Annotated in this window: 13 protein-coding genes and 1 CRISPR repeat array (1 of these 14 cut by a window edge); of the genes, 6 read left to right on the forward strand and 7 right to left on the reverse strand. The window is 34.9% G+C overall.

All coding sequences use genetic code 11. The features are described from left to right. Nucleotides 1-284: 284 nt before the first annotated feature. Nucleotides 285-605 (forward strand): PTS system regulator TmaR, encoded by a 321-nt coding sequence (gene tmaR, locus AC5LXV_RS15650; RefSeq protein WP_034884162.1) that lies wholly within the window; start codon nt 285-287, stop codon nt 603-605. Nucleotides 606-659: 54 nt separating this feature from the next. On the opposite strand, the gene yciH is transcribed toward tmaR, so the two are convergent. The 7 genes from yciH to tmk are packed head-to-tail and all read right to left on the reverse strand — an operon-like array spanning nt 660 to nt 7,319. Next, a complete protein-coding gene (gene yciH, locus AC5LXV_RS15655; RefSeq protein ID WP_110432603.1) occupies nt 660-980 on the reverse strand; it encodes a stress response translation initiation inhibitor YciH in 321 nt (106 codons plus the stop codon). 5 nt (nt 981-985) lie between these two features. Beyond that, nucleotides 986-1,690, reverse strand: coding sequence for an orotidine-5'-phosphate decarboxylase (gene pyrF, locus AC5LXV_RS15660; protein WP_110432602.1), 705 nt, complete (start codon nt 1,688-1,690; stop codon nt 986-988). Between the two features lie 30 nt (nt 1,691-1,720). Continuing rightward, nucleotides 1,721-2,896, reverse strand: a complete 1,176-nt coding sequence (locus AC5LXV_RS15665; protein ID WP_493466974.1) for a GDSL-type esterase/lipase family protein — start codon at nt 2,894-2,896, stop codon at nt 1,721-1,723. After that, nucleotides 2,889-4,211: an SGNH/GDSL hydrolase family protein gene (locus AC5LXV_RS15670; protein WP_493466975.1), complete on the reverse strand. Its 1,323-nt coding sequence runs from the start codon at nt 4,209-4,211 to the stop codon at nt 2,889-2,891. Before AC5LXV_RS15670 ends, AC5LXV_RS15665 begins: the two co-directional genes overlap by 8 nt. Before the next feature lie 18 nt (nt 4,212-4,229). Beyond that, nucleotides 4,230-5,630: an MBOAT family O-acyltransferase gene (locus AC5LXV_RS15675; protein WP_110432599.1), complete on the reverse strand. Its 1,401-nt coding sequence runs from the start codon at nt 5,628-5,630 to the stop codon at nt 4,230-4,232. A gap of 58 nt (nt 5,631-5,688) precedes the next feature. After that, a complete protein-coding gene (holB, locus tag AC5LXV_RS15680; protein ID WP_493466976.1) occupies nt 5,689-6,681 on the reverse strand; it encodes a DNA polymerase III subunit delta' in 993 nt (330 codons plus the stop codon). Nucleotides 6,682-6,692: 11 nt separating this feature from the next. Next, nucleotides 6,693-7,319: a dTMP kinase gene (gene tmk / locus AC5LXV_RS15685; protein WP_493466977.1), complete on the reverse strand. Its 627-nt coding sequence runs from the start codon at nt 7,317-7,319 to the stop codon at nt 6,693-6,695. Between the two features lie 326 nt (nt 7,320-7,645). Between tmk and AC5LXV_RS15690 the strand changes: the two genes are divergently transcribed. Genes AC5LXV_RS15690 through AC5LXV_RS15710 form a run of 5 tightly spaced genes read left to right on the forward strand, consistent with a single transcriptional unit; the run spans nt 7,646 to nt 12,717 of the window. After that, the gene (locus tag AC5LXV_RS15690) at nt 7,646-9,577 is read left to right on the forward strand and encodes a BglG family transcription antiterminator (RefSeq protein WP_493453013.1); all 1,932 of its coding nucleotides are present in this window, start codon (nt 7,646-7,648) and stop codon (nt 9,575-9,577) included. Next, on the forward strand, nt 9,558-10,028 hold the full coding sequence (locus tag AC5LXV_RS15695; protein ID WP_493453012.1) for a fructose PTS transporter subunit IIA: 471 nt from the start codon (nt 9,558-9,560) through the stop codon (nt 10,026-10,028). The genes AC5LXV_RS15690 and AC5LXV_RS15695 overlap by 20 nt, the downstream gene beginning before the upstream one ends. Nucleotides 10,029-10,039: 11 nt before the next feature. Next, on the forward strand, nt 10,040-10,354 hold the full coding sequence (locus tag AC5LXV_RS15700; RefSeq protein WP_110422618.1) for a PTS fructose transporter subunit IIB: 315 nt from the start codon (nt 10,040-10,042) through the stop codon (nt 10,352-10,354). Between the two features lie 17 nt (nt 10,355-10,371). Next, nucleotides 10,372-11,427, forward strand: a complete 1,056-nt coding sequence (locus AC5LXV_RS15705) for a PTS fructose transporter subunit IIC (protein ID WP_110422617.1) — start codon at nt 10,372-10,374, stop codon at nt 11,425-11,427. Between the two features lie 18 nt (nt 11,428-11,445). After that, nucleotides 11,446-12,717 carry a class II D-tagatose-bisphosphate aldolase non-catalytic subunit gene (locus AC5LXV_RS15710; RefSeq protein WP_493466978.1) on the forward strand — a complete coding sequence of 424 codons (1,272 nt, stop codon included), beginning with the start codon at nt 11,446-11,448 and terminating at the stop codon, nt 12,715-12,717. 387 nt (nt 12,718-13,104) lie between these two features. Continuing rightward, a CRISPR array of direct repeats spans nt 13,105-14,424; the repeat unit is 29 nt; unit sequence CGGTATATCCCTGTACCTACAGGGAACGC (it continues 1,700 nt past the right edge of the window).

A 14,424-nucleotide genomic window follows, 5' to 3' on the forward strand; every position in this document is an offset into this window, starting at 1 on the left:
TTTTCAATTAACGACACATTGTATAATACTTTGCAATAATTCTTAATAGTTGTTTTTATTTTTATCGCAATTTGCAAAGAAACGTTAAATATATTAGCAATTTTTTTAAAATATTATTGTTTATTACTTATAAAAATTTGATTTAAAACAAAACACCATAGACATGGTTGATTATTTTGATTTAACATTTTTCAATAATAATATATTTAATATGACCTTAAAAAATTATTGGTATATAATTAACTGAGAATCGTTTTCCATTTTTTAGATATAAGGGGTTATCGATGGACAAGGAAAAATCAGCCGCACCATCATTTCAAGATGTACTAGAATACATTCGTTTGTCACGCCGTTTAAATAAGTTAAAACGCGAAATTTCAGATAACGAAAAAAAAATTCGTGACAACCAAAAGCGTGTGTTGTTACTTGAAAATTTAAGTGATTACATTAAACCTGATATGACTTACGAAGAACTACAAGCTATTATTGCTAACATGAAGAGTGATTATGATGATCGTGTTGATGATTATATAATCAAGAATGCTGAAATCTCTAAGGAAAGACGCGAAATCAGCAAAAAAATGCGTGGCTACCGCTCTAATTAATTTATTCGATAGCGCCCTTGTTAGAAAGGGCGTTATTATTTTATAGGCAATAAATTAACCACCAGCAAGTTTAACTTTAAATCCTTTATCTTCTAATAATGATTTAAGTAGTTCGCGTTTATCACCTTGAATTTCAATTTTGCCATCTTTGACTGAACCACCACAACCACAACGTTTTTTAAGATCAGCGGCTAATTGCATCAACGAAGAATCGTCTAAATCAAATCCTTCAATAACGCATACCCCTTTACCTTTACGACCCGCTGTTTGACGTGAAATACGGATTATGCCATCACCTTTAATGCGAGGCTTAACAGCCTGTTTAGGAATAATTCGACCTTGTTCAGTTGAATAAACAATAGCGTTATCAGACATAATTATTAGCTCTTGGTTACATCAAGGGTTGATAAAATAGCTTGCAATGCTTTAGCTGGCTCTTCGGCTTGGGTAATCGGACGACCAATCACCAAATAATCAGAACCGGCTGCTTGTGCACGTTGAGGCGTCATAATACGGCGTTGATCATCTGCGGTTGCTCCTGCTGGGCGAATACCAGGTGTTACTAATTTAAATTCACTGCCAAGTCGTGTCCTAAAGCTTTGTACTTCTTTGGCTGAACAAACAACACCATCAAGTCCACAATTCCTAGCAAGCAATGCTAACCTTGTTGCTTGTTCTAATGGAGATGAATTAATCCCTATTTCTTTAAGATCTGCAGATTCCATGCTAGTTAATACCGTGACAGCAATTAATAGTGGTGCATCTTTTCCATATTGATAAAGCGCATCTTTTGCAGCTTCCATCATACGAACGCCACCACTTGCATGAATATTGGTCATCCAAACACCTAAATCGGCGGCGGCAGCAACTGCCTTCGCGACCGTATTAGGGATATCATGGAATTTAAGATCTAAAAAAATATCAAATCCTTTTTGTTTGGTTTTTTTTATAAATTCTGGACCGGCATGAGTAAATAATTCTTTGCCAATTTTAAGACGGCAATCTTTGGGATCAACCCGATCGATAAAATTCCATGCTGACTGAGTATCAGAAAAATCAACTGCAACAATAATTGGAGATGACATAACTTATTTGTTCCTTTTTAATGATATATTCTATTTTTTCTTTTGAATAAACTCTTCTAAATCAGTATAAAAAATTCTAGCACTTTGTCTATACCCTTGTAGAGTTTGATGCACTAAATCTGGACGGGCTAATCGGTTACTTCGCCATTCTTTAATTGAATGAGGTCCGCCCATAGCCGCTTGCCAATCCCAAAATAATGTTCTTTCTGATTTAGCAACTTGTTTTTGAGTATTCATAATTTTTGCAAAAGATTTAGGAAAACTCTTATCATTAATCATAGTATCTGGCGGCGTCATCAATAAAATGACTGCGTTGGGTAATGATTTACGAATGAGATGAATATTATTCACTAAGTTTTTGCGATAAACATTAACATCTAAGGTTTCATCAAAACTTTCATTAGTACCGTATTCAAGAATAACTAAATCACTGTTTGACGAAGATAATTCATCTAACCAATCATCACCCCACCTTTGCCATATACTTTGCCTTGCCCCATTAGTCGCAATCGAAGAGACAATAACACCAGGTTGTTGCTCGCGAGTTAACCATATGCCACCAATTTCAATATCACGACTGCCTTTAATGGTAAAAGGCGTTTTGGTAACAAATGAAACAGTTTGCCAAACATCACTTACCGGGAAATAATCAATATCTATTTTTTTATTATTAGCATCATATATCTTTAACAAATTAGGGATATACTTTAAGGTTTTAAAGGTCAACTTTACTTGCCAATTTATACCGTTTAAACCTTTGGGAATTATTTGTAAAGTAGCTGAATCCCTAGCTGGTTTAGCGATAAATCCACCCATGGGAAAATCTAAATTCTTTAATGTTCGACTACTTAATACATCCCAGTTTTTAGATTTCCAATTAACTAATGCGTGACTTTGGCCTTTTATTGCCATAGGTGTAATCCAACCTATGCCTGCATCACCATATTTTTGTTGCATTAATTTTCGAAACTCACCTGTAAAAAAATCAGCCGCTGAATGCGAATCCCCAAACTGAGTAATATTTATAACTTGCTTACTGTCTTGATTTAAAGCTAATGATTTTAATCGTTGTGCAAATTGTTTTGCATTTGGATCACCATAGTCAACAACTGTAGATAGTGTACTAGTTTTACTTTCTGCTACACTGCATCCTACCGATAATGTGATAGTCATTATAGTAAGAATATACTTTAAATGTTTAATCACTATCGTCACCCTCTAATTGTTTAAAAATGATTTTTTCCATAATCGCTTTAGCCAAAATTTTTTGCCCTGCGGTAGTGAAATGGACCCCATCATCTACCCTAACTTTTATTTTATCTTTACCTGATTCAATAAAATTACTATATTTTTCATAAGTACAACCTAATAGTTGATTCGTTGATAAAAAATGTTGTTGTGTCTTCTCTAATTCAGATTGATATAGCGTATTTAAATAAATCATTCCTTCATTAAGTTGTCGTTTGCGCATACAAGGGACAGCCAGCCAAAGTACCTGAACATCATGTTCGTAAGCGCTATTTAAAACCATTGCAATACGTAATCGGTATTGTTCTTCCCAAAGCTCAGATTTAAATTTTGCGTATTTAGCATAACCTTTGACCGGGAAATCCCAAGGATCATTTGGTCCCCAAAAAACAACAAGTAACTTTATAGCAGGATCGGCCATCAGATTATCATTAATAGTTTTTGGCCAATTAAAAGCGTTTGGATAAGCAAGACCAGTACTTTGTTTACTTAGATCTAAGCTTTCTACTTTATATTGTTTGAATAACATTTTTTTAACATAAGGTGCAACACCTTGCATTAATGAGTCACCAACGAAAAAAACTTTATCATTTTTAGTTACCACAATCGGTAATGGCTCATGAATCAAGGGTATATCTTGATGATCGATTTTAGGCGATTCACTTTTAACGACGCTACTTTTCTTCTCTGGTAGTGGTGGTATTTCAGCCGCTTTTCTATTTAATTCCGATCTTTTTTGCTTAATAACGTTCAACTGTTCATTAATTTTGTTGTGTTTGATAATTTTTGGGGGGTTATCGCTCCCATCTGATGAACTTATTACGCTGTTTTTTGCCGATTGATTTGTTAATGATTGGTTATCAATAGTATGGTTAACATCACGCTGACCATTAGTCGCATCCTTTGACGTTAACGAAGTGATTTCAATCAACTCCTGAGAATCTTTTTGCTCCGTCTCTTGAGTAATACTTCCGGTATTAAATATATCTGAATGATAGGTTTGTTGGCAATAAATTAATATCGAATTGTAATAAATTGCGACTAAAGCAATTGCAGTAACCGATAGCAAAACAAAAATATATTTGGATGAAAGTAATGCGTCATCACTTATCAACGCTTTTGATACTTTAGCTTTTGATACTTTAGCTTTAATCTTAGGCTTATGCTCTGTTGATTGTTTTTGTGTACTATTTTTTGATAAATTAACTTGTTGCCCATTTTTTTTAGGCTTATTTCTTCGTCTATTTTTCAATAATATTTTTTTAGATTTCATGTTTATTTTGTTTAATAATTAGAAATTAGCGTAAATAAAATTTGGTACGCCAGAAGGGGCGAAATAGATAGTTAGCCATAAAATAAATATAAATATGATAGGCAAAAAACCTCTATTTGTTCTACTAAGTTGTAAAGTGCACCAATTAGGAATATTTTTACATAGTGGATATACTAAAAATATGACACATATACTTAAAAATGCCTCAGTATAATGTGAATCAATTAAAAAATTCTGACTTAACGCCGTTAAATAATCTAATGCATCAGGCAAACTTTCACAATAAAAAAATAGCCAAGTAAAACAGATATAATGCCAAGTAATGAATCGTGCAATAATTGGAGAGCGTTGAGTAATCCAACCACGTCCGGTATAACGATCTAATACATTAAGAACAACAATTCCAACTCCATGACACGCACCCCAAATAATAAAATTAATGCCTGCTCCATGCCATAAACCTGACAATAACATAGCGCACATAACATTGATTTGCGTGCGAATAAAACCACGCCGGCTACCACCAAGAGGGATATAAATATAATCGCGAATCCAATGAGATAAACTAATATGCCACCGATCCCAAAATTCCCGCAGATTAAAAGCTAAATAAGGAAAGTTGAAATTAATTGGAAGCCGAAAACCTAATAATAAAGCAATTCCCGTCACAAGGTCAGTATACCCAGAAAAATTTAGGTAAATTTGCATGGCATATGCATATAAGCCTACTAATAAATCAAGAGTACTATATTCTAATGGGTTTGAAAAAACAGGGGTTACCCAGTTTTCATTAATTAATCCGCCCAAACAATAAACTTTTAAAACCGCCAACATAATTAATGTAAATGCCCGATACGGTTCTAAAACCTCTCTTGGTTGACTAACCGCAATTTGCGGAAGGAACGTTTTTGCACGATTAATAGGACCAGCAATAATACTTGGAAAAAAGGATAAAAATAAGGCAAAATCCCAAAATTTAGCCACCGATAATTCTTTCTTTTTGATTGAAACCAAATAGCTTACCGAATGAAACGTATAAAAAGAAATGCCGATTGGGATAAGAACGGTAATTACTGGTAATAAAATCGATAAATTTAAATAGTTAAGTAATGACTGTAACTCATATCGAAAGAAATCAAAATATTTAAATAACGCTAAATTGATAATTGCTGCACTCAATCCTAAAATCAACCAACATTTAGCATAGCGTTTCGAAGTTGCAATCATTACTGAAAAGAAATATATCGCGCAGGTATAGATAAAAAGGATAACGGCGAACTGTAAACTATAGCTAGCAACAATAAGATAACTTGAAAGCAAAAGTAATGTATTTTGGAGTTTTGGTAATAATCTAAAAGCCCAATATATCGCAAAGAAAACGATAAAAACAAGACCAAATTCAATCGATAAATAACTCACTGCATTCCTTTTTTACGTAAATATATCGTTGTTCTAAAACTTCATTACTCAATAAAGTCTACTTCTGATAGCCAATTAGTTGAGATTGTGCAAGTACATTGTAAACCATCAACTCTTTATTTAACCCTGCCACGGATAGCAATACTTTTCTAGCTTGCGACCACAATTGATAAAGTGAGGTAATCTCATCATGGCTTTTGGTGGCTATGAGTCTTACTAATGGAACTTGATCGCGGTTAACAATATATCGGCCAACTTTCTGTTTAGCTTTTAATGCATCACCTAACAAGGCACAAAACCAAGTGATCCGTTCAAGAAAATCTTCATTATTAAATGTTTTTGCTAATTGCCAGAAATTATTTTCGGGCAAAAGTTCTAACAATTTTTCACAAAATAATTTCCGTTGTTGCCATTTTTCTGGTTGCAACAAAATAGCCGCATTTAGTGGTGCATTTTCACTCAATAATAAAGCAGTGGCAAGCTCATTATCACTGTATGAATGACTGTGTTGCTTTTTTAACCAATTAATAGATTCTTCTAATTCTGGTACTGCCAAAAAATAGCTAAAACATCGGCTATGAATTGTAGGTAATAATTGACTATTATGCTCATCACTTAAAATAAAATAGGTGTTTTCTGGTGGTTCTTCTAACGTTTTAAGCAACGCGTTTGCTGCCGCTTCTGTCATCAAAGCCGCATGCTTAATCCAAATTACCTTATTACCACCCTGTTGTGATTTTTCGTAGACTTTTGTTGAAATACTACGTATCTGATCAATACTAATTGATTGTTTGCCCTGCTCATTAGTTATTAGGTAATAATCAGGATGATGTTGAGATAACAACAATTGGCAACTATGGCATTGACCACATGGTTGCAATTGTTGTGAAGATTGACAAATTAATCGATTAACTAATAAGTTAATTAACTCATCTTCACCACTTCCTTGAATATAGTTGATTAACAGAGCATGATGAGCGCGATGATTGACAATCATATCTGCTAATTGTTCAAAAGGTAATTTAAGCCATGGATATTTATTAAAAATCATAAAATTGAAACCTAATTAGTTAACCATGCATTCAATGTTGTTTCAATTTGAGCGGTCACTTCTGCAATTGATTTAGCTGCATCAATCGTAACAATGGTGTTATCTCGCTCGGCTAATTCTAAATAACGTTGACGAATTCGCTCAAAGAAAGCGAGAGATTGTTGTTCAATGCGATCCAATTGCCCTCGTGATCTTGCTCGTTTTAATCCAAGTTCTGGAGAAATATCTAAATAGAGCGTTAAATCTGGTTTAAAATTGCCTAAAACCTGAGTTTGTAAGGTCTCAATAAAAATGCGATCTAACTCTCTGCCACCACCTTGGTAAGCTTGAGTAGATAAATCATGCCGATCGCCAATCACCCATTTTCCTATTTTCAGTGCAGGCTTAATCACATTCTCAACCAATTGAATACGGGCAGCATACAACATAAGTAATTCAGCTTTATTAGTTAACGGTTCATTATCTAAACCATTTTTAATAATATTGCGCAATGCTTCAGCAATAGGCGTACCGCCAGGTTCGCGGGTAAACTGTAAATCACAAATCTGATGTTGATTCAAAACACGCGCAACGGTATTAATTGCCGTCGTCTTACCTGCGCCTTCTAAACCTTCAATGACAATAAATTTACCTGTCATACTAAATTCCTATATGATTGCTAATGAAATTACGATTAATGTTGCCTATTGTACGCTATTTTTGATAATTATTTTAGCGTCATGCAAAATTACCTATAAAAGTACTTTTTAGGTACTATCATTACTTAATATTTACTGATAATTGGCTATTTTAATACTGGCAATTAATACCCAAATATTAGTCAATTCTCCTATCTACTTAACCCCCTCGTAATATTGTTCAATATCTTTTTTGCAACAAGTTGTTGAAGATCTTTGTGATATAAAAACAATTTCAACTAATTATAATCAAATCGTTCTTTTGTTATTGAACAAGGAGGCATCCAATGCTAACGGAAAGACAAGTTTTTTTAACTAACCTTTTGATAAAACAAAATGGATACAAAACGGTAAAATATTTTGCTCAATTACTTAATGTTTCAGAAAGAACCGTTCATTCTGACTTAGAACAAATCAGCAATAGTTTATTAAATAAAGGGTTTCAGTTAGATAAAAAATCAGGTAAAGGCATCGCATTAAAAAGAACAGATAAAACAACTACTGATCGAAAAATAAGAACGATTACATTAGCTAAATTTAGCCGTCGAAAAGAAATTATTGAGTTGATGCTATTCGAAGAAAAAATAGTTACTTTTGAATACCTTTCCACATTATTTTCTGTTAGCAAATCCTCTATTGAGCAAGATCTTAAGTTTGTAAAACAATTATTAACGTCAAATAATAATCTACAAGTGATTAGTGATGCCGGCGGAACCCGCTTATCTGGTTTAGAAAAAGAAATTCAGAAAGCTTACTTAAATTTTAATTTTTTCGTTTTTGAAGCTAACCTTGGTATTTTAGATGATGGCGATGAAAGACTTGCTATTTTAAGTCACTACTATGGTGAACAAAATGTAAAAACTTGTTTTCGAGTTCTCTATTCACATGTCCGCTTTGATAATAACTTTATTGCTGAACACTACATCTTCAATGTATTAAATATGCTGGTTATTATGGTTTACCGAGCTCAAAAAAACCAACATATTGACGATGCTATTGCGATAAATGATAACTCGCAAATATTCCAAAATAATGCTAAAAGCATTTTAAGTAAAATCTCACTAAGACTTAACTTCACCTTCAGTAATGGCGATATCAATTACTTAGCAAAATACCTACTTTCTAATCGAATCGATGTATTTTCATCAGATAAAAATAATACCTTATTGGTAGACAGAATAATCTCGAATGTTGGTTCCTCATTATTTATTGATTTTCGAACAGATAACAAATTACGGGATTACCTAATACAACACATGCCGCCAATGTTATATCGATTAAGGGAAGGTATTAAAATTAATAATCCATTTGTAACACAAGTTAAGCAAGATTTTCCGGTGTTATTTAATATAATTTGGATTATTGCCAGTAAATGTGAAGATGAATTAGGTGTATTTTTTAATGATGATGAAATTGGTTTTCTCACAATTCATTTTCAATCAGCAATTGAAAGAGCAAAACATAGCAAAAAAATATTAGTCGTTTGCCAAAACGGCATCGCCACCACTGAACTATTAGTCAATAGAATTACCAGTGTATTACCCTCTTTAACCACAATAGAAGTAGCATCTGTTCATGAATTAAATGCTGATGTATTAGCCAATATTGATTTGATTATCTCAACAATAAATTTAGCGATTGACGGTGTCAAAGTTGTTGTCGTTTCACCATTATTAAGTGAGCAAGATATCCAAAACATTTTTAATATTTATGGTGAACATTTTGTACTAAATGATCATGTTCAAGAACATAAACACTCCTTTTTGTACCTTATCCACTATTTGGAAAAAGATACCCTCTTCTTAAACCAAAATTTTAACTCCAAGGAAGAGCTGATAAATAAGATTGGTCAAAAACTTGTAACACAACAGATCGTTATGCCGGATTTTATTCAAGGCATGATCGTAAGAGAAGGATTAGGTGCCACAGAGTTACCTACAGGTGTAGCGATACCTCATGGTAATCCTAAATTTGTCAAACAGACAAGAATAGTCATGGTTACCAATTCTAAAGCTATCAAATGGAAAGACAATTTGGTCAAGATGATAATTATTATCTGCATTTCGGAAAAAGATATTAAAAATCTGAAAAAAATCCTCTCTGACATCTATCTGTTAGTAAAGAGCAAATCTCTTATTAATCAATTATGTGAAACACCGAATCATCGTAAGTTTATTCAATTTATAAAAGGGGCACAAGATGAATATCTCAGCAAATAATGTGATCCGTAATGATATGATTTTTTTGAATAAAAAAATAAATTCAAAACAAGAGGCATTACTATTTTTGACTGAAAAAGCACAGCAAGTAGGCGTTATTAATACGCAGAATGAATTTTTAAATAAAGTTTTAGATCGCGAAGCAATCGTATCTACTGCCGTTGGTTATCAAATAGCCATGCCACATGGTAAAAGCACTGTGGTGCAACAACCTTTTGTCGGTTTTTTACGAACTACCGAGTTATTTAATTGGTCTGAGCAAGACAATGAAATGGTTAACATGATTTTTCTTATCGGAGTGCCCGAAGAAAACGAAGATAACATTCATTTAAAAGTGATATCCCAATTAAGCAAAAATTTGTTGAACGATTCATTTCGAGAGCAATTAGAAAATCTTCAAAACAATACTCAAATATATTCACTATTGAGTTCAATTAATAAAAATTTATAAAAGGAGTCATCATGAAAATTGTTGCAGTGACAGCTTGTCCAACTGGGATCGCACATACCTATATGTCGCAAGAAGCAATTGAACGCGAATGTAAAAAACGCGGCCATCAAATAAAGGTTGAGACACAAGGTAGTATGGGAACTGAGAATAAATTAAGTCAAGAAGAAATTGATGCTGCGGATGTCGTCATTTTAGCTATCGGCATTGGTATTGATGGTGAGGAACGTTTTGATGAAAAACGTGACAACGGCAAAGTTATTGAAGCAAACCCCAGTTTGGTAATTAAAGATCCGGGTAAATTTGTAGATCAAGCGGAACAATTATAAAGCATAGGAGGCAATCTATGTCAAAAGTTAATCTTATATTAAAAGATATTCAAAAAGCATTTAACACCGGTGTTTCGTTTATGTTGCCGGCAGTTGTAGTTGGCGGGATATTTTTAGCCATAGCCCTATCGAGTGGCGAAGCTGGTCAAAATGGTATGCAGATAACCAACAAATTCATGAAGAATCTGAATGATCTTGGGGTAATTGGTTTCACTATGATGATTCCCCTATTATCTGGTTATATTGCGTACTCATTAGCGGGTAAACCAGGAATTGTACCTGGCATGATATTAGGTTATTTAGCAAATACCCCGGTCGGAGATGAAGCGATAAAAACCGGATTTTTAGGTGCCATGATATTGGGGGTCGCTTCTGGCTACCTTGTTTGTTGGTGTAAAACTTGGAAAGTTCCAGTAACCATCAGAACAATCATGCCAATTTTAATTATACCGATTTTTGTTACCTTCGTATTAGGTATGTTTTACATCTATGTAGTTGCCCAACCAATTGGTTTTGCGATGAATTGGTTGGTTAGTTTTTTAAGTAGCTTACAAGGTAGTAGTGCCATCTTATTAGGATTAATTATCGGGGCAATGACTGCGGTAGACATGGGTGGCCCAATAAATAAAACAGCAACTGCATTCACACTATTTTTAATGGCAGAAGGTATTTATGGACCTAATGGTGCACACCGAATTGCCGTGGCAATCCCGCCATTAGCTATGGCGATATCAGTATTTATTGATCGCAAAAAATATAGTGCTGAGGAGCGTGATCTTGGATTCCCAGCTTTCTTTATGGGACTCATCGGTATTACCGAAGGAGCAATTCCTTTTGCCGCAAGAGACATGAAACGAGTATTACCGGCAATTATCATTGGTAGTGCAGTAGGTGGCGCTTTAGGCATGATGAATGGTGTTGAAACACTTGTTCCTCATGGTGGTTTAATCGTCTTACCGGCAGTAAATGGCAAACTTTGGTTCTTCCTTTCTATGTTTATTGGAGTAGCAATCTCTGTCTTAATTTTACACTTTACCAAACCAAATATAGAGCAAACAGATAGCAACGTTTAAGTTAAATGGAGAAATAAAATGAACAAATTACCGATCAAAAAATTAGTTGATGGTCTATTAAAATTACAAGACACAGGAGAAAGTGCTGTAATTTTAGGTATAGGCCCAATGTCAAAAAACTGCGTACAAGCAGCATTAGAATTATCGAAAGAAGACGACTATCCGATAATGTTTATTGCCAGTCGTAATCAAGTCGATGCCGACGAACTTGGTGGTGGATATGTTAATAATTGGAATCAATTCACATTTGTAGAAGCAGTAAAGGATGTCGCCGCTTCAATCAATTATGATAACTTATATTATATTTGCCGAGATCATGGCGGTCCATGGCAAAGAGATAAAGAACGAAATGATCATCTTGCTGTTGATGAAGCGATGGAATTAGGTAAAAAATCATATATTGCAGATATCGAAGCAGGTTTTGATTTATTAATGATTGACCCAACTAAAGATCCAATTGAAGTTGGTAAAGTCATCCCACTAGAAACCGTTTTAGAACGAACTGTCGATTTGATTGAGTTTTGTGAACAACAAAGAATCGCTAGAAACTTACCAGAAATTGGCTATGAAGTTGGAACAGAAGAGACAAATGGTGGCTTAACTTCAACGGAAACTTATGAAAAATTTATCCTAAAACTCAAAGAAGAACTAAACAAACGTAATTTGCCAATGCCAACCTTTATTGTCGGCCAAACCGGAACCTTAACCAGAAAAACCGAACAAATTGGTACATTCAACTTTAAAAATGCACTCAGCTTAGCAGTTATGGCTAAACAATATGGAGTAGGATTAAAGGAACATAATGGCGATTACTTCGATGACGTAACATTATTAGAACACATTCCTTCAAATATAGCAGCATCAAATGTAGCACCACAATATGGTACACAAGAGACACGAGCTTACTTAAATTTAGCTAAGGTTGAACAACGATTAAAAGACCAAGGTTTAATAGAAAAAGCTTCAGCCGTTAGAGAAGTATTATTAGAGCATGCAATCAAATGTGAACGTTGGAGAAAATGGATGGTTGGCGAACAAAAGAATTTAACCATTGCCCAAATAACCAGTGATCCTATTTTAGCTGATGAAATACTTGATATCGCAGGTCACTATACTTTCAATGATAATGAAGTCAAAGCAGAAATTGAAAAGATGTATGCTAATTTGAAAAATAATCATATTGATGGTCAACGATATGTGATTGATTACATAAAAAGACCAATACGTGATTATGCTGAATCTTATAACTTAAAAGGTGTAACCTCTCGTATTAGACGAGTGTTAGCATAACGCCACTCAACTATTATAAAAACCAATAAACACACCGCGATTATAGTGGGTTTATAAAATCAATGGTAAAAGTAGGCAGTGTTAAATATTAAGCGTTTTAGTGTGTAAAACACATCATACACACTAAAACATTTTTAATAATTATTTTAGCTCAACTAAAAATTATCCATATATTTCTTATAGTAAATAAAGTTTACCAATCCCCCCTCTTTTTAAAGAACATGCTATTACCGTTGGATAATTATTGAAAAAAATATTTAGATATACAGCTAAATTTATAAATCAATTAATCAAAATTATGTAAAACACATTAAGGCGTACAGACCGCTATAGTTCTATAGCTATAGGGAACTCCAACAAATAGATCTAAAGCCTCTCCACCACGCACGGTATATCCCTGTGCCTACAGGGAACGCAGAAGTTTTTACTTTCGGAGAGCGCGAGCCACTGGTATATCCCTGTACCTACAGGGAACGCTGTTCGTGCTAATTGATTGATGTTATTGCTCGCGGTATATCCCTGTACCTACAGGGAACGCAGAATTATAGTAAAGAGCAAATAGCGGATGCACGGTATATCCCTGTACCCACAGGGAACTCGGCATTTGCATTAATTTTAAATGCTCCAGATGCGGTATATCCCTGTACCTACAGGGAACTCTTCAATGGAGTGAGGCATCCACAAACCGCTTTCGGTATATCCCTGTACCTACAGGGAACGCAAGAGGGCAAAGGATGATAGAAATAAATAGCGCGGTATATCCCTGTACCTACAGGGAACGCTGGTACAGATCATCTATTAACTCAAATTCGTGCGGTATATCCCTGTACCTACAGGGAACGCCTATTTCGGCGACTAGCCTACCTCTCATTTTTCGGTATATCCCTGTACCTACAGGGAACGCTCATCATTTAATTCAACCGGATAAAGTTTTGACGGTATATCCCTGTACCTACAGGGAACGCCATCATCTTACGAGCTTCTCTATCCGCTGTATCGGTATATCCCTGTACCTACAGGGAACGCTCGGGAGTGAGAACTTTTGGCATTTTTATCTCCGGTATATCCCTGTACCTACAGGGAACGCAGCATTAAAACAGTTTGTTAATGGGCAACCTACGGTATATCCCTGTACCTACAGGGAACGCTGGATTCGTTGCGCACTCCAGCAGAGCAACAACGGTATATCCCTGTACCCACAGGGAACGCTATCAGCATAAATAGCCTGCTTAGACTGTTCGCGGTATATCCCTGTACCCACAGGGAACGCTCGGGTTTGAGCTAGAGCTAGCTGATTGTTGGCGGTATATCCCTGTACCCACAGGGAACGCAAACAATCTGAAGAAGTAAGAAAGAAATCTTTCGGTATATCCCTGTACCCACAGGGAACGCTACCTTTTTCATTTTTGTTCATTATACAAATCCGGTATATCCCTGTACCCACAGGGAACGCAGTTCTTCAGTAATTAGCGTTGCAGTTTTACGCGGTATATCCCTGTACCCACAGGGAACGCAATTTCATCAGCTTTCATAACATCAATATTTGCGGTATATCCCTGTACCCACAGGGAACGCGCTATTTAATTGATTAATACAATTCTGAACGCCGGTATATCCCTGTACCCACAGGGAACGCCGTCGTTTTCTTGTGATTTTGCGTTTCATACTCGGTATATCCCTGTACCCACAGGGAACGCCAACGATTGC

The sequence above is a fragment of the Gilliamella sp. LMG 34359 genome, assembly GCF_984569085.1.